The sequence below is a fragment of the Curtobacterium sp. NPDC088465 genome, from assembly GCF_044753165.1.
Classification (GTDB): domain Bacteria; phylum Actinomycetota; class Actinomycetes; order Actinomycetales; family Microbacteriaceae; genus Curtobacterium.
Genome location: NZ_JBIVMR010000001.1, coordinates 928,930 through 943,887, shown reverse-complemented (window position 1 = coordinate 943,887; position 14,958 = coordinate 928,930). Strand labels below are relative to the sequence as shown.

Genomic DNA, 14,958 nt, shown 5'->3' with positions numbered 1-14,958 from the left:
CCGGTCCTCAGCGTCCTGCGGCATAGCCCTGTGCTCCTCGCGGGTTGGCGGCGGCGCCCATGACGCCGGTGTCGGGGTCGCGCGTCACGCACGACAGACGGCCGAGCGACCAGTCGCCGGCGCGGGTGACGACGTGGCCGAGCTCCTCGAGCCCGGCGATGACGTCGTCACCGAGGCGGTCCTCGACGACGAGGCCGCCCGGGGTCCAGGTGCGGGGCCAGAACGACCCCGGGAACGACGTCGTGTGCAGTGCGGGTGCGTCGATCGCCTGCTGCGGGGACCACCCGCCGACGATCGTGCGGAGCAGGAAGAGCAGCTGCCACTGGTCCTGCTGGTCGCCGCCCGGGCTGCCCATCGCGACCACCGGCTCGCCGTCCCGGAGCACGAGCGTCGGGGTGAGCGTCGTGCGGGGTCGGGCGCCCGGGGTGAGCGTGGACGCCGTGCCCTCCTCGAGCCAGGTCATCTGCATGCGGGTGCCGAGGCAGAACCCGAGCTCCGGGATCGTCGGCGACGACTGCAGCCACCCGCCGGAGGGCGTCGCGCTGACGATGTTGCCCCAGCGGTCGACGACGTCGATGTGGCACGTGTCGCCGCGGGTCTCGCCCGTCTCCATCACGATCGGCTCACCGCGGTCCTCGTGCACGGGGGCATCCTCGGCCGGTGCGGCCATCGCGTTGCCGCGGGCGCCGGGGACGGTGGGCTCGCCGACACCGGCGATCGACTCGCCGCGCGGTGTGTACGTCTCACGCAGCGGGGGCATCGCACCCGCGGGCACCGAGACCGACCCCGGTCGCAGCTCGTGCGACGCACGGTCACCGATCAGGGCGCGACGCGCGTCGGAGTACGCGTCGGAGAGCAGCTCGGCCATCGGGACGTCGCCGTCGCCGTAGTACGCCTCGCGGTCGGCGAGCGCGAGCTTCTGCGCCTCGGCGATCGTGTGCGCGCCGAGGACGGTCGACGGGTCGAGCCGCTCGTCGTCCAGTGGGTCGAGCAGGCGGAGGGTCTGCAGGAGCGCCGGACCCTGGCCCCACGGCCCGGTCTTCGCGATCGTGTGGCCCCGGAACTCCGCGGTCGTCGCGGGCTCGGTCGACGCGCGGAACGCCGCGAGGTCGCTCGCGCGGACCACCCCGGCGTGGTCGGTGCCGGACGCGTGGCGGTGCGGGGCGCGGACGAAGGCGTCGACTGCCTGCGCGACGAAGCCCTCGGCCCACTCGGTGCGGGCGGCCTCGATGCGCGCGACGCGCGCGCCCTCGCCCTCCACGGTGCCGGACCCTGCCTGCACGAGCCGTTCCAGGACCGAGGCCCAGGTCTCGTTGCGCACCATCGACCCGGCGGCCGGCACCGAGCCTCCCGGCAGCCACCGCTCGGCGGAGGACGGCCAGTGGTCGCGGAACAGGTCCTGCACGGTCGCGATGGTTGCGACCACGCGGGGCGCGACCGGGTGGCCGTCACGGGCGTACCCGATCGCGGGGGCGAGGACGTCGGCGAGCTCCCACGTGCCGTGCTCGGCGAGGAGCAGCAGCCACGCGTCGACGGCACCGGGGACGGCGGCCGCCAGCGCGCCCGCCCCCGGGACCAGGTCCAGGCCCTCGGACCGGAAGTGCTCCGGCGTCGCGCCGGCCGGGGCCGGTCCCTGGCCCACGAGGACGGTCGGTGCCCTGTCGGACGCCGTCGCGAAGATCGCGGTCACGTCGCCACCGGGTCCGTTCAGGTGCGGTTCGACGACGTGCAGGACGAAGGCGCCGGCGACGGCGGCGTCGAAGGCGTTGCCGCCGCGCTCGAGGACCGACTGCGCCGTCGCGGTCGCGATCCAGTGCGTCGACGCGGCCATCCCGAAGGTGCCCTGCAGGTCCGGACGGGTGGTCTCCGTCGGCGGGGTGGTGAAGGCGGGGTTGGTGCTCATGGTGCTGGTGCTACTTCCGGTCCGAGGCGGTGGGGTCGAGGGCGTCGCGCAGGGCGTCCCCGAACAGGTTGAAGCCGAGGCAGATGACGGCGATCGCGACCCCCGGCACGACGGCGGCCCACGGCGCCTGGCCGAGGTACTGCTGCGCGTCCGAGAGCATGATGCCGAGGCTCGGCGTGGGCGGCTGGATGCCGAGCCCGAGGAAGGACAGCAGTGCCTCGCCGATCACCGCGACCGGCATGATCACGGTGGCCTGCACGATGATCGCCGAGACGCAGTTCGGCAGGACGTGCTGCGCGATGATGCGCGCGCCGCCGGCGTCCAGCGTCCTCGCGCTCGTCACGAAGTCGGCGCTCGTGATCCGCAGGGTCTCACCGCGGACGATGCGGATCATCGCCGGCACGTGCGAGATGCCGATCGCGATCACGGCGTTCGACAGGCTCGGCCCGCTGATCGCCGCGAGCCCGACCGCGATGATGAGGAACGGGAACGCGAGGGCGACGTCGGTCAGGCGGGAGATGATCGCGTCGAGCCAGCGCCAGTACCCGGCGAGCAGACCGAGCGGGGTGCCGACCACGACGGCGAGCAGCACCGACAGCACGCCGACGACGAGCGAGACCTGGATCCCGTACAGCGTGCGGGACAGGATGTCGCGGCCGAGGTCGTCGGTGCCGAACCCGAAGCCCACGGTGAAGGGCACCTGGAACGGCAGGTCGAAGTGCGTCGCGGTCGGGTCGTGCGGTGCGACGAGCGGTGCGGTGATCCCGGCGAGCACGACGACGGCGAGCATGATGCCGCCCGTCATGCCGAGCCGGTTCGTCCGGACCTGCTTCCAGATGCGACCGCGGCTCGAGCCCAGGTCGAAGGGAGCGGTGATGGTGGTCATGCGGTGCCTCCGACGCGGATCTTCGGGTTGATGACGGAGTACAGGACGTCCACGGCGAAGTTGATGAGGACGTAGCCCAGGGTGATCACGAGCACGACGGCCTGGATGACCGGGTAGTCGCGGGTGAACACGGCGTCGAGCGTGAGCTTGCCGAACCCGGGCAGGGCGAAGATGCGCTCCGTGACGACCGCGCCCGAGATGAGGCCACCGAGCTGCAGGCCGACGATCGTGACGACGACGATCATCGAGTTGCGCAGGCCGTAGCGGAAGAGCACCCGCGGGCGGCTGAGCCCCTTCGCGCGGGCGGTCCGGACGAAGTCGGTCTTCATCGTCTCGATCATCGACGCGCGGGTCTGGCGCATGATGACGGCCGCGAGCGACGTGCCGAGGATGAGCGCCGGGAGCGTCAGGTGGTGCAGCGCGCCGAGCGGGTCCCGCGTCACCGGGACGTAGCCCGAGGCGGGGAACCAGCCGAGGCCCGCCGCGAGCCAGACGATCGCGAGGATGCCGAGCCAGAAGTTCGGCACGCTCAGGCCGACGAGCGCGGCGGCGTTCGCCATCCACTCGGGCCACCGGCCGCGGTAGCGCTCGGCGAGGGTGCCGAGGGCGACCCCCACGACGACCGCGACCACGATCGCGTAGAGCGCGAGCCACAGCGTGACGGGGAGCGTCGAGCCGAGCAGGTCCGTGACCGGAGTGCCGGTGCGGGTGGACTGTCCGAGGTCGCCCTGCAGTGCGTTGACGACGAAGCGCCAGTACTGCACGAGCAGGGAGTCGTCGAGGCCGAGGTCGGCGCGGACGGCGGCGAGCCGCTCGGGGCTCGCCTCCTCGCCGGCCAGGGCCAGGGCCGGGTCGCCCGGCAGCTGCCGGACCCCGAAGAAGACCACGATCGAGGCGAGGACGAGCGTGAGCGCCGCCTGCCAGAGCCGTGTCAGGACGTACCGGGTCACTTGTCGCTGCCTTCCACGAACGCCGCCTGGCTGAGCCGGACCACGCCGTCGGCGAAGGTGGACACCCCGGCGACGTCGGAGCTGACGCCGGTGATGCTGCGGGTCCGGTAGAGGTAGATGATCGGGTCGTCCTGCTGCACCTTCGTGACCAGCTGGCCGTACAGGTCGGCGCGTTCCTGCTGGTCGGTGGCCTGCGCCGCCCGGGCGATGAGGTCGTCGACCTCGGGGTCGCTGTAGCCCGGGTAGTTGTTGCCGCCGCCGGTGCCGAGGAACGAGCCGATGTTGCCGTGCGGGTCGACACGGCCCGACCAGCCCAGCTGCAGCGCCTGGAAGTCGCCGCGGGTCTGGTCGTCGAGCAGCGTCGTGTACTCGACCGGGGTGATCGTGATCGCGAAGCCCCCGGCGCGGGCCTGGGCCTGGAGCGCCTGGGCGAACCGGACGGTGTCGGGGGTGTTCGTCACCTCCATCTCGATCGGGAACGGTTGCTCGACCCCCGCTTCCTCGAGGAGCTCCTTCGCGTGGTCGGGGTCGTACTCGGGGCACGCCGTGCTCGCGTCGGTCGCGAAGGCGCTCGTGTCCGGGATCGGGGAGCACGCGACGTCCGCCCACCCGCGGAACACGCTCTGCACGAGCTCGCCGCGGTTGATCGACATGGACAGGGCCTGCCGGACCTTCCGCTCGGTGGCGAGCGGGGTGTCGAGTGGCTCCGGGTCGGTGCCGACGCCGTCCTGGTTGGCGAGGTTGATCGTGATGCCCTGGTAGCCGAGGGAGCCGGTGCGCAGGACCTCCAGGTCCTTCCGCTCCATCAGGTCGTCGACGTCCTGCGTGGAGATCGTGTCGGCGACCTGGACGTCCCCGGACTTCAGGTTCTGTGCGCGGATGCTGGCGTCGGTGATGATCCGGTAGGTGATCCGGTCGAAGTGGGCGCTCGCCGGGTCGTGGTACATCGGGTCGCGCTCGACGGTGATCGAGGTCTGCGGCACGCGCTCGACGAACTTGTAGGGGCCGATGCAGACCGGGGCGTCCCCGAACCCGTCGCCCTCCTGCTCCAGTGCCGTCGGCGACATGACCATGCCCGCACGGTCGGCGAGCGCCGCGGTGATCGGGGCGAACGGGGTCGAGTAGCGGATGCGGACGGTGTGGTCGTCCACCGCGTCGATGCTCGAGACCGGACCCATCTCGCTCTTCCGGCTCGAGTCGTCCTTCGTCAGGTTCCGCTCGAGCGTCGTCACGACGGCGTCCGCGTCGAACGGGGTGCCGTCGGCGAAGCGGTAGCCGGTGTGCACCGGGAACGTGACGGTCTTCCCGCCGTCCGACACCGTCGGCAGCTCGGTCGCGAGCATCGGGATGATCGCACCCTCGGCGTCGATGTCGAAGAGCTTCTGGCACATCGTCTCCATGACGTACCGGGTGTACAGCGACGACGAGGTGGTCGGGTCGAGCCGGTCCGGTTCGGCGGAGAGCGCCATGACGAGGTCACCGCCTTCGCGGACCTGCTGGTCGCCGATCGCGACGGTCGTGACGGTACCGGCGGTGGCGCCACCGGCCTTCGAGCGTTGGACCGGCACGCACGCGGTGAGCGCGAGCGAGGCGGCCAGGGCGACTGCGGGCACGGCGAGGAGTGTCCGGCGGCGTCGAGCGGGAGTCTGGGACATCGTGTTCCTGGAGCTGCTGGTGTGCGTGGTGACTCTTGTGGGGTCACGCTCAGGAGTGCGGTGATTGCATACAATCACGACTGACAGCGCTCGTTTGTACACAGTGTGTTTCCGGTGTGTAACAGTTCCGCCGACCGCCGGCGCTCGTCTGCACGATTCCCGCCCGGTGTCATGCCCCCGGTCCGGGGGCTGTCCCGACCGAGGGCCTCCTGCGAACATCGACCCTCGGTGGGTTTCAGGGGCCCGCCGTTCCGAGACACGCACCGCGCCGGCATCCGACGCCCGCGGCACCACGAGCAGGGGTTCCACCACATGATCAGGGCACGGGCGAAGTTCGCTGCGGCCGTCACCGCCGTCGTCATCGCGGCCGCGGGACTCGTCGCCACCGCGTCGCCGGCGCAGGCCGCGACCACCTACAAGGGGACGGTCAAGGCCGGCACCACGCTGCAGCCGGGCGATGCTGTGACGTCCGCGAACGGGCAGTTCCGGCTCGTCATGCAGGGCGACGGCAACCTCGTCGAGTACGGCATCGGGAACGTCGTGCTCTGGGCGTCGAACACCGCGAACCAGCCCGGGGCCGCTGCCGTCGTGCAGAAGGACGGGTACCTCGCGCTCGTCCGGAGCGGTCGGCTCGTCGCCAGGTGGGGCACCGCCGGGACGGCGAAGGACTTCGGTGTCCGGCTGGACGGCGAGCTGCGGATGCGGACGCCGACGAACGGTCCGCTCTGGCGCACCAAGGTCGCACAGTCGCGGGTCGTCTCGGGCAACGTCCTCCTGCCGGGGACGGTCCTGCGCGCGGGCGCGGGCTCGACCACGACCTTCACCATGCAGGCGGACGGCAACCTCGTCCAGTACGTCAGCAGCAAGCCCGTCTGGTCGTCGCAGACCTTCGGCAACCCCGGGGCGACCGCAGCGGTGCAGACGGACGGCAACCTCGTGGTCTACAGCCCCGACGGCGGCCGCGCACTGTGGTCGTCCGGGACGTTCGGCCGCGGCGCCGGTCAGCTGCTCGTGCAGGTGGACCAGAACGTCGTGCTCTACGGCAGCTCCGGCACCCGCACCTGGTCGTCACGACCGGTGACCGGGCTGCTCTGGCCCGTGACCGGCACGACCATCTCCGGACGGTACGGCGACGACCGCGGGGCCGGGCACGTGCCGCGCTACCACCAGGGCACCGACGCACCGGTGAAGGTGGGGACACCCGTGTACTCGTCCGGCCCGGGAACGGTGACGACGGTCGTCCGGGACAACGCCAGCTACGGCAACTACGTCGTGGTCACCTACGGGCTGACCACCGTCCTGACGGCGCACCTCAGCGAGATCTCGGTCACCAAGGGGCAGGTGGTCGGGAACGGCAAGCAGATCGGGAAGTCCGGCAACACCGGCCAGTCGACCGGTCCGCACGTGCACGTCGAGACCCGCGTGAACGGCACGCTGAAGGACCCGCTGTCGTTGCTGTCGTTCCGCTGAGCCCCGCTCTGCGCGGACCTAGGCTGGGCGGATGCAGCGCCACGACGCCGAGTCGGTCCTCGCCGCCCTCGCCAGGACCCCGGGCGACGTCGCGGGTGCCCGGCGCGTCGCCCGACGGTTCGCCGACGTCGACGCCGGGGAGCGCTCGGCGCTGCTGTGGAGCGAGGACGCGGGAGCGCGGCTGGTCGCCGTGCTGCTGCTGGTGCAGGCGATGCGCGCGCACCCCGACCCCGAGCTGACCGACGAGTACCTCGCCGCGGCGAAGGCCGAGCGGTTCGAGGACACGGTCCTGGTGGACGTCGCGGCCGAGGAGCTCGTCGGTGTCCCGCTCGTCGGCACCTCGACCGGCCCGCTGTTCGCGCTCGCGAAGTCAGACGTGGCGACGGTCCGCCGGATCGCCGTCGTCGCGACGCTCGCCTTCGTCAAGCAGGGGGACGCCGAGGTGCCGCTCGCGATCGCCGGTCGGCTGGTCCGGGAGCGCAGCGACGCCGTGCAGTCCGCGCTCGGGTGGGTCCTCCGCGAGACGGGGAAGCGCGCCTCGGAGTCGGCGCTCGTGGCCTTCCTCGAGCGGAACGGCCGCTTCCTGTCGACGGCGGCCCGGGCGACCGCGACCGAGCACCTGCCGCCGGCCGAACGGGACCGCCTGCGCGGCTGACGACGCACCCTCGCGAGACGCAACGACGGCGACTGCTCGCAGCGCTGTACCGTTGCGAGCAGCCGCCGACGTTGCGTCTTGCGGAACCGGCGGAACCCGGCCGGACGGCCGGGTCGCCGGGCGTCAGTGCGAGAAGACGTCGTCCAGCGTCCAGGTCGCCAGACCGCGCTCCTCGAGCAGGGCGTGCAGCCTCGGGAGCGCCCCGATCGTGCCGGGGAAGTTCGCGTGTCCGATGACGATGTGTGCCGGCTGGAACCACTGCTCCGCGAAGCCGACGATCTGCTCCGCCGTGATGTCGCCCGAGTCCGCGAGCGTCCCGTACCAGAGCAGCGGGGTCGAGTAGCCGACGGCCGCCGCGGCACGGTCCACCCGGGCGTCGTGGTAGCCGAAGGGCGGTCGGAAGTGCGGGCGGGCGTCGACCCCGAACGTCCGCTCGAGGAACGCGTGGTTCCGCATCAGTTCGTCCTGGATCGCCTGGTCGCCGAGCTTCGTCAGCGCGGGGTGGCTCCACGTGTGGTTGCCGAGCTGCACCTGCCCGGAGTCGACGAGCGGCCGCAGCAGGTCGGCGTGCTCGGTCCACGACGGTCGGTCCCCGTTCACGAAGAACGTCAGGCGCGTCCCGGTCTCGGCGGCGAAGCGGGCGTAGGCCTCGACGACCTCGGGTGATGCCCCGTCGTCCACGGTCCACGCGATCCCCGGCGTGCCCTCCGGCAGGCCCGTGACCGTGCCGCCGGGCAGGGGGACCCGCGTCAGTGCCGGCCTCGTCGGGGTCGGGGTCGGGATCGGGGTCGGCGTGGGTGTCGGCGTTGCCGTCGAGCGCGTGGGGGCGGAGGGCGTCGGCGCCGCGGGCCGGTCACCACCGGAACAGGCAGCGAGGACCGCGGCCGCCAGGGTGCCGGTCGCCCCGGCGAGGATCGTCCGGCGGGTGGTGCTGTGGTCCATCGGCTCCAGCCTGCCGACCGGGCGGGCGCCGGCGCATCCGCACGCCGGAGGAGTCGCGGTGGCCGACCGGCCACCGGTGCGGACGACAGGCCCGCCCACCGCCGCCCGCAGCGCGCGTGGAGGACGGGGCTGGGAGGGCACCACGGGGCGGGCGCGTACCGAGGAGGTCACGTGAGCCGTGCCTCCCGGCCGGCCCGAAGCAACGACGAGAGGAACGCGACGTGCGCGCACTCACCTGGCAGGGCACCGAGAAGGTGTCCGTCGAGACCGTCCCCGACCCGACGATCCAGGAGCCGACCGACGCGATCGTGCGGATCACCTCGACGGCGATCTGCGGCTCCGACCTGCACCTGTACCGGGTCCTCGGCCCGTACATCGACAAGGGCGACGTCCTCGGCCACGAGCCCATGGGCATCGTCGAGGAGGTCGGCTCCGCCGTCACGAACCTCAAGGTCGGCGACCGCGTCGTCGTGCCGTTCAACATCTCCTGCGGCCACTGCTGGATGTGCCAGCACGGCTTCCAGTCGCAGTGCGAGACCACCCAGGTCAAGGAGTACGGCACCGGCGCCTCGCTCTTCGGGTACACGAAGATGTACGGCCAGGTCCCCGGCGGCCAGGCCGAGTACCTCCGCGTGCCGCACGCCGACTACGGGCCCATCAAGGTGCCGGACACCGGCGCCGACGACCAGTGGCTCTTCATGAGCGACATCATCCCGACCGCGTGGCAGGCCGTGCAGTACGCCGAGGTCCCCGAGGGCGGCACGCTCGCGGTGCTCGGTCTCGGTCCGGTCGGCCAGTTCGCCGCACGCATCGGCAAGCACCTCGGGTACCGGGTCCTCGCCGTCGACCCCGAGCAGGTCCGCCGCGACCTCGGGGCGAAGCACGGCATCGAGGTGTTCGACCTCGACGACGACATGGTGTCGAAGCTGATCGACCTCACCGACGGGCGCGGCCCGGACGGCGTCGTCGACGCGGTCGGCATGGAGGCGCACGGCAACCCCGTCGCCGGGTTCGCCCAGCGCGCGGCCGGGCTGCTGCCCGACAAGCTCGCGCAGAAGGCCATCGAGACCGCGGGCGTCGATCGTCTGGCGGCGGTGCACGCGGCGATCGACCTCGTCCGCCGCGGTGGCACGGTGTCGCTGTCCGGTGTCTACGGCGGCATGGCCGACCCGATGCCGATGATGACCCTCTTCGACAAGCAGATCACGATCCGCGAGGGACAGTGCAACGTCCGCCGCTGGGTCGACGACCTCATGCCGCTCGTGTCCGACCCCTCGGACCCGCTCGGCACGCTCGACCTCACCACGCACCGGGTCTCGCTCGAGGACGCCCCTCAGATGTACTCGGTCTTCCAGAAGAAGGAGGACGGCTGCATCAAGGTCGTGCTCGACCCGTCGATGGCCGCGGCCTGATGACCGCCCGTCCGCTGCGGGTGCGCTGATGCGCGTCGTCGTGGTCGGGGCGACCGGCAACGTCGGGACCGCGGTGCTCCGACGGCTCGCGGCTGCGCGGCTCACCGGTGACGGCCGCGCGGGCGACGAGGACGGCCTGCAGGTCGTCGGCGTCGCCCGCCGGGTGCCGGACGCCCGGGTCGCGCCGTACGACGTCGCCGTGTGGCACGCGGTCGACGTCGGTGGTCCGCGCGCCGTGGACGAGCTGACGGCGGTGTTCCAGGGCGCCGACGCCGTGGTGCACCTGGCGTGGGCACTCCAGCCGACGCACGACATCCCGGCGCAGCACCGGACGAACGTCACCGGGACGGCGAACGTGCTCGCGGCGGTCGCCCGGGCCGGCGTCGGGCAGGTCGTCGTGTCCTCGTCGGTCGGCGCTTACCGCGGCGTCGACGTCGAGGGCAAGCGGACCCCGGTGGACGAGTCGTTCCCCGCCACCGGCATCCAGACCGCCACCTACTCGATCCACAAGGCCGAGAACGAAGCCGCTCTCGACGTGTTCGCGTCGCAGCACCCCGGGGTCGTCGTCACGCGGCTCCGACCCGGACTGGTGTTCCAGCGCGGGGTCGCGGCCGAGCTCCGGGGGCTGTTCCTCGGGCACCTCGTGCCGATGTCGATCGTCCGGGCGGCTCGGTTCGCGGTGCTGCCGCTGCCGCTGCCGTTCGTGTTCCAGGCCGTGCACGCCGACGACCTGGCGGACGCGTTCTGGCGGACGATCGACCGACGTGCGGCCGGGGCGTTCAACATCGCGGCGACGCCGGTGCTCACCCCGCCACGCATGGCCCGGGCAGCGGGGATGCTCGGGGCGGTGCGGGTACCGCTCCGGCTGCTGCGCGGGATCGTCACGCTGACCTGGCGGCTCCGGCTCCAACCGACGGACGCCGGATGGCTCGACATCGCCGCCGGCGTGCCGATCATGCGGACCGACCGGGCTCGGCGCGAGCTCGGGTGGGTGCCGCAGCACACGGCGGAGGACGCGCTGCGCGAGCTCGTCGGCGGGTTCGCGGACGGGGCGAACGTCGAGGCGTCCGGGCCCCTGCGCGGCTGAGGGACGCGGGCCCGGCCCGTGGCGGGACCCGGGGTACCTGGTGGGACCGGGCGTCCCTGGTGGAATCGGGCGTCCCTGGTGGGACGGTTCCACCAGGTACGCCCGGAAAACCCTGCCATGGCACCTGTTCTGGGAAGCACCGGGCGCGCTACGCTCCAGCCCAGGGCGCGACCGTGCCCGACGGGGGAGGAGCTGACATGGCGATCGACGACTTCGGGGTCCCGGGCGGGGAGACCCACAACCCGCTGATCCCGCCCGTGTACGACCTGGTCTGGACCCTCGTGGCCGTCGGCGGCATCGTCACGCTCCTCGGCGTCGTCGCGGTGATCGTCCTCGTCGTGCACCGGTCCCGACGGATGGCCGCTCGTGGACAGGACCCCCTGACCCTGCAGGAGGACCTGGCGTACCGGGCGATGCAGAGCGCAGCGTTCGCTCCGGCGGTCTCCCGAGAGCACCGGCTCGCCGAGCTCGACGACCTGCACCGCCGCGGCCTCATCACCGACGACGAGCGCCGGGACGCCCGGGCCGAGGCGCTCCGCGCGTAACCTGGCCGGGTGCTGCCGAGGAGCCCGCTGCTGCCGACGGACCTGCTGGGCGACTGGACGCTCCGCCGGACGGTCGACGACCGCCTCGCGGGTGTGACCGGCACCGTCACCGGGTCGACGACCCTGACGCTGACGACCCCGGACGAGGTGCGCTGGGACGAGTCCGGCACCATGACGTTCAACGGCCGCGTGGTGCCGGTCTCCCGGACCCTCGTCGTGCGCCGGGGCCCGGACGACCACTGGACGGTGCACTTCGCCGACGGCCGGGTCTTCCACGACTGGGTGTGGGGCACCACGGTCGAGCACGCGTGCGCGCCCGACGACTACACGGGCGTGCTCGACGGGGACGCCGAGCGCTGGACCGTCCGGTGGCGGGCACGCGGCCCGGCGAAGGACCACCGGCTCGACAGCGTCCTGCAGCGTCGGTCCACCACGGCAGACTGAGCGCATGGCACGCTCCTCGACCGGTACCGCCGCCCCACGGATCACCCCGACCGACCCGCGGGATCTCGACGACTGGGCACCGGCGCCCGGTGACGTCCTGACCGGGGACCGGATCGACGGCAGGCGCATCGACGTGCTCGACCTCGCGGGCGAGCGCCTGCCCGACCTCGAGCTCGAGGAGTGCGTGGTCGACACGCTCCGGGCGGACGGCACCGACCTGCGCGGACTGCGCATCCGCGACTCGGTGGTCGAGACGCTCGACGCGCCGGTGTTCCGCGCCTCGAGCAGCGCCTGGCGCGAGGTCCGGGTCGCCGGTGGCCGGGTCGGCTCCGCCGAGCTCTACGACGCGACGCTGAACGGGGTCGAGTTCGTCGGCATGAAGCTCGGGTTCGTCAACCTGCGCGGCTCGACGCTCACCGACGTCGTGTTCCGCGACTGCGTGGTCGACGAGCTCGACGTCGCCGACGCCCGGCTGCTGCGCGTGGCCTTCCCCGGCACCCGGATCCGCTCCGTGGAGGGCTCGGGCACCCGCATCGAGCACGTGGACCTGCGCGACGCCGACCTCGACCGGGTGGAGCGGCTCGAGGGCCTCCGCGGGGCGACGATCGGCACCGACCAGCTGTTCGCCCTCGCGCCGCTCCTGGCAGCGCAGGCCGGCTACCGCGTGGAGTGACCGGCGGGCTCCGCGTCGGCGGCCAGCGCCGCCGCGATGTCGGCCTGGACGAGGTCGCCGTGCACCGCGGCACCGGCCTGGGTCCCCGCAGCCGAAGACGCGATGACGGTGGCCATCGGTGACGTGACGTTGCCCGCGGCGTACAGCCCGCGGACGCCCGTCTGGCCGACCGCGTCGACGGTGAGCCCACCGCCGAACCGGAAGCCGTTCACGACGACGTCCTCCGCGTGCAGCCCGAGCCCCTCGAGGAACCCGACGCGTGGCTCCGCCGTGCTCGACGCCGCGAGCGCGTCGAGCGCGACGACCTCCCCGGAGTCGAGCTCGACACCGGTCAGGACGCCGTCCGAGGAGCGGACCCGCGTGATCGACGCCTCGACCACCTCGACGCCGCGGGCCCGGAGACCGGCGAGCGCGGTGTCGTCGACCAGTGCGGGGTCCGTGACGAACGCCGTGACCCGGTCGCTCAGCGCGCGGAACATCTGGGCGTGGTGCGCACCGTTCGGTGTGGTGACGAGGACACCGATGCGGCCGTCGCGGACCTCCCACCCGTGGCAGAACGGGCAGTGCACGACGCCGCGTCCCCACTGCTCGGCGAGGCCGGGGACGTCCGGCAGCACGTCGACGGCGCCGGAGGCGACGACCAGCCGGCGCGACGTGACGACCGCTCCGGAGTCGAGGGTGACCGAGAAGCCGACGGGGTCGACACCGGTGCCCTCGGTGGCGGACGTGGCCACGACCCTCCCGGCCGCGACCTCGACGCCGTACGCGGCGACCTCCTCACGGCCGATCCGGGTCAGCTCCGCGGGTGCGACGCCCTCGCGCCCGAGGTAGTTGTGGGCGCCCTCGGTGGGCGCGTTCCGGGGCTCACCCGCGTCGACGACGAGGACGGAACGGCGCGACCGCCCCGTGATGAGTGCGGCGGACAGGCCGGCGGCCGAGCCGCCGATGACGATGACGTCGTAGTGATCACGCATGACCGCATCATGGACAGTGGTCGGCGACAACGGCAACGAATCTTGCCGGTGTGGCAACATGGCCGCATGGTGCACGGCCGGGAGGAACGGATCACCCCACCGACGACGGCGCAGGTCGTCGACGCGGTCGGCCCGCGGCTGCGGTCGCTGCGGGAGCGACGACAGGTCACGCTCGCGGCGCTCGCCGCGGAGACCGGCATCTCGGTGTCGACGCTCTCGCGGCTCGAGTCGGGGCAGCGTCGACCGACCCTCGAGCTGCTGCTGCCCCTCGCCCGGGCGTACCAGGTGCCGCTCGACGACCTCGTCGGCGCACCGCAGACCGGCGACCCACGCGTCCACCTGCAGCCCGAGCGGCACGGCGGTCGCGTGGTGATCCCGCTGACGAAGCGCACCGGGGGCGTGCGGTCGTTCAAGCAGCTCATCCCGCCGATGCCGGCGAACGGCGACCGGAGCCTGAAGACGCACGAGGGCTACGAGTGGCTCTACGTGCTGTCGGGACGTCTGCGCCTGCTGCTCGGCGACCGCGACTTCGACCTCGGGCCGGGCGAGGTCGTCGAGTTCGACACGCACACCCCGCACTGGGTCGGCAACACCACGGACGAGGTCACCGAGGTGCTCTGCCTGTACGGGCCGCAGGGGGAGCGGGCCCACGTGCGGTCACGGCCGGCGGGCTGAGGCGCAGCCGAACACGTGCCCGACGACGTCCTCGAGGAGCCCGTCCGTCGGCACGTTCGACTGGGCGATGCGGATGCCGATGTCGCCGCGGGTGAAGTAGGTGTCGCCGTCGGTCACGGGGTACTGCGGGTTCTGCGTGACCTTCTGGCACCGGAGCCCGTCGTCGACGGACGCGCAGTCGAAGCCGGACAGTCCGCGGAGCGCCTCCGTGGCACGCGACGGGACGACGTTCTCGACCTGGATGGTGAGGTTCGTGAGGTCGGCCTCGGGGTCACGCCAGACGCAGTACAACCGTTGCCCGCTCGACTGCCGTGCCGGGGTCAGTGCGGTGCGGGGGACCTCGAGGTCACCGACGACGGCGGGGTCGTTCAGAGCTGCCTCGTCGGTGTACTCGAACGCGCCCGGTGTCACGAGGTCGTCGCACGTCTCCGGCACCGTGCCCGTCGCGGAGGCCGGTGCGGTGCTCGACGGCGGTGACGACGTGTGCGTCGCCCCGGTGCCGGGCGTCCGTGCCGGGGCGGCGCCGTCGGTCGGGGTCGGCGCACCCGACGTCGTCGACGACGAGGACGTGCTCGCGGTCGGGGTGGCGCCGTCACCGCCGTCGCCGGTGCACCCCGACAGGGTGAGCGCGAGGCCCACCCCGAGTCCGATCGTGGCGAGCAGCGTCGTGGTGCGTGTGTGCCGCAT

General features: G+C 72.8%; 15 protein-coding genes. 8 read left to right on the top strand and 7 right to left on the bottom strand.

The features are described 5' to 3' along the window. Positions 1-7: 7 nt before the first annotated feature. Genes ACIP6W_RS04280 through ACIP6W_RS04265 form a run of 4 tightly spaced genes read right to left on the bottom strand, consistent with a single transcriptional unit; the run spans position 8 to position 5,352 of the window. The gene (locus ACIP6W_RS04280; RefSeq protein ID WP_400428433.1) at positions 8-1,903 is read right to left on the bottom strand and encodes a gamma-glutamyltransferase family protein; all 1,896 of its coding nucleotides are present in this window, start codon (positions 1,901-1,903) and stop codon (positions 8-10) included. 10 nt (positions 1,904-1,913) lie between these two features. Next, complete coding sequence (locus tag ACIP6W_RS04275; RefSeq protein ID WP_066651633.1) at positions 1,914-2,789, bottom strand: ABC transporter permease; 876 nt, start codon at positions 2,787-2,789, stop codon at positions 1,914-1,916. After that, entirely contained in the window at positions 2,786-3,739 is a 954-nt protein-coding gene (locus tag ACIP6W_RS04270; RefSeq protein ID WP_066651635.1) for an ABC transporter permease, read from the bottom strand. The genes ACIP6W_RS04275 and ACIP6W_RS04270 overlap by 4 nt, the downstream gene beginning before the upstream one ends. Beyond that, positions 3,736-5,352: an ABC transporter substrate-binding protein gene (locus ACIP6W_RS04265; RefSeq protein ID WP_400428431.1), complete on the bottom strand. Its 1,617-nt coding sequence runs from the start codon at positions 5,350-5,352 to the stop codon at positions 3,736-3,738. Before ACIP6W_RS04265 ends, ACIP6W_RS04270 begins: the two co-directional genes overlap by 4 nt. Before the next feature lie 354 nt (positions 5,353-5,706). Here ACIP6W_RS04265 and ACIP6W_RS04260 point away from each other — a divergent pair, with 354 nt between their 5' ends. Then, complete coding sequence (locus ACIP6W_RS04260) at positions 5,707-6,864, top strand: peptidoglycan DD-metalloendopeptidase family protein (RefSeq protein ID WP_400428429.1); 1,158 nt, start codon at positions 5,707-5,709, stop codon at positions 6,862-6,864. A 31-nt stretch (positions 6,865-6,895) separates the two neighbouring features. Beyond that, positions 6,896-7,519 carry a DNA alkylation repair protein gene (locus ACIP6W_RS04255; protein ID WP_209684331.1) on the top strand — a complete coding sequence of 208 codons (624 nt, stop codon included), beginning with the start codon at positions 6,896-6,898 and terminating at the stop codon, positions 7,517-7,519. 123 nt (positions 7,520-7,642) lie between these two features. On the opposite strand, the gene ACIP6W_RS04250 is transcribed toward ACIP6W_RS04255, so the two are convergent. Beyond that, positions 7,643-8,461 (bottom strand): polysaccharide deacetylase family protein, encoded by an 819-nt coding sequence (locus tag ACIP6W_RS04250; RefSeq protein WP_400428427.1) that lies wholly within the window; start codon positions 8,459-8,461, stop codon positions 7,643-7,645. Between the two features lie 221 nt (positions 8,462-8,682). On the opposite strand from ACIP6W_RS04250, the gene ACIP6W_RS04245 reads away from it, so the two are divergent. From ACIP6W_RS04245 to ACIP6W_RS04225, 5 genes are all read left to right on the top strand, one after another. Further along, positions 8,683-9,873, top strand: coding sequence for a zinc-dependent alcohol dehydrogenase (locus ACIP6W_RS04245; protein ID WP_251154230.1), 1,191 nt, complete (start codon positions 8,683-8,685; stop codon positions 9,871-9,873). A gap of 28 nt (positions 9,874-9,901) precedes the next feature. Beyond that, entirely contained in the window at positions 9,902-10,960 is a 1,059-nt protein-coding gene (locus ACIP6W_RS04240) for an NAD-dependent epimerase/dehydratase family protein (protein ID WP_209684328.1), read from the top strand. A 197-nt stretch (positions 10,961-11,157) separates the two neighbouring features. After that, positions 11,158-11,505, top strand: a complete 348-nt coding sequence (locus ACIP6W_RS04235) for a hypothetical protein (RefSeq protein ID WP_400428425.1) — start codon at positions 11,158-11,160, stop codon at positions 11,503-11,505. A gap of 9 nt (positions 11,506-11,514) precedes the next feature. Next, complete coding sequence (locus tag ACIP6W_RS04230) at positions 11,515-11,949, top strand: DUF6314 family protein (RefSeq protein WP_400428423.1); 435 nt, start codon at positions 11,515-11,517, stop codon at positions 11,947-11,949. Positions 11,950-11,953: 4 nt separating this feature from the next. After that, positions 11,954-12,622 (top strand): pentapeptide repeat-containing protein, encoded by a 669-nt coding sequence (locus ACIP6W_RS04225; protein WP_400428421.1) that lies wholly within the window; start codon positions 11,954-11,956, stop codon positions 12,620-12,622. On the opposite strand, the gene ACIP6W_RS04220 is transcribed toward ACIP6W_RS04225, so the two are convergent. Further along, a complete protein-coding gene (locus ACIP6W_RS04220; RefSeq protein WP_400428419.1) occupies positions 12,607-13,596 on the bottom strand; it encodes an NAD(P)/FAD-dependent oxidoreductase in 990 nt (329 codons plus the stop codon). The two genes, ACIP6W_RS04225 and ACIP6W_RS04220, sit on opposite strands and share 16 nt — an antisense overlap. Before the next feature lie 66 nt (positions 13,597-13,662). Between ACIP6W_RS04220 and ACIP6W_RS04215 the strand changes: the two genes are divergently transcribed. Continuing rightward, on the top strand, positions 13,663-14,271 hold the full coding sequence (locus ACIP6W_RS04215) for a helix-turn-helix domain-containing protein (RefSeq protein ID WP_066651653.1): 609 nt from the start codon (positions 13,663-13,665) through the stop codon (positions 14,269-14,271). On the opposite strand, the gene ACIP6W_RS04210 is transcribed toward ACIP6W_RS04215, so the two are convergent. After that, positions 14,254-14,958, bottom strand: a complete 705-nt coding sequence (locus ACIP6W_RS04210) for a hypothetical protein (protein ID WP_400428417.1) — start codon at positions 14,956-14,958, stop codon at positions 14,254-14,256. The two genes, ACIP6W_RS04215 and ACIP6W_RS04210, sit on opposite strands and share 18 nt — an antisense overlap.

What these genes read in the sequence shown, in the direction of transcription:
- ACIP6W_RS04280 (WP_400428433.1), bottom strand. Translation starts at nt 1,903, where the DNA reads ATGAGCACCAACCCCGCCTTCACCACCCCGCCGACGGAGACCACCCGT.
- ACIP6W_RS04275 (WP_066651633.1), bottom strand. Translation starts at nt 2,789, where the DNA reads ATGACCACCATCACCGCTCCCTTCGACCTGGGCTCGAGCCGCGGTCGC.
- ACIP6W_RS04260 (WP_400428429.1), top strand. Translation starts at nt 5,707, where the DNA reads ATGATCAGGGCACGGGCGAAGTTCGCTGCGGCCGTCACCGCCGTCGTC.
- ACIP6W_RS04255 (WP_209684331.1), top strand. Translation starts at nt 6,896, where the DNA reads ATGCAGCGCCACGACGCCGAGTCGGTCCTCGCCGCCCTCGCCAGGACC.
- ACIP6W_RS04250 (WP_400428427.1), bottom strand. Translation starts at nt 8,461, where the DNA reads ATGGACCACAGCACCACCCGCCGGACGATCCTCGCCGGGGCGACCGGC.
- ACIP6W_RS04240 (WP_209684328.1), top strand. Translation starts at nt 9,902, where the DNA reads ATGCGCGTCGTCGTGGTCGGGGCGACCGGCAACGTCGGGACCGCGGTG.
- ACIP6W_RS04235 (WP_400428425.1), top strand. Translation starts at nt 11,158, where the DNA reads ATGGCGATCGACGACTTCGGGGTCCCGGGCGGGGAGACCCACAACCCG.
- ACIP6W_RS04225 (WP_400428421.1), top strand. Translation starts at nt 11,954, where the DNA reads ATGGCACGCTCCTCGACCGGTACCGCCGCCCCACGGATCACCCCGACC.
- ACIP6W_RS04220 (WP_400428419.1), bottom strand. Translation starts at nt 13,596, where the DNA reads ATGCGTGATCACTACGACGTCATCGTCATCGGCGGCTCGGCCGCCGGC.
- ACIP6W_RS04215 (WP_066651653.1), top strand. Translation starts at nt 13,663, where the DNA reads ATGGTGCACGGCCGGGAGGAACGGATCACCCCACCGACGACGGCGCAG.
- ACIP6W_RS04210 (WP_400428417.1), bottom strand. Translation starts at nt 14,958, where the DNA reads ATGCGGCACACACGCACCACGACGCTGCTCGCCACGATCGGACTCGGG.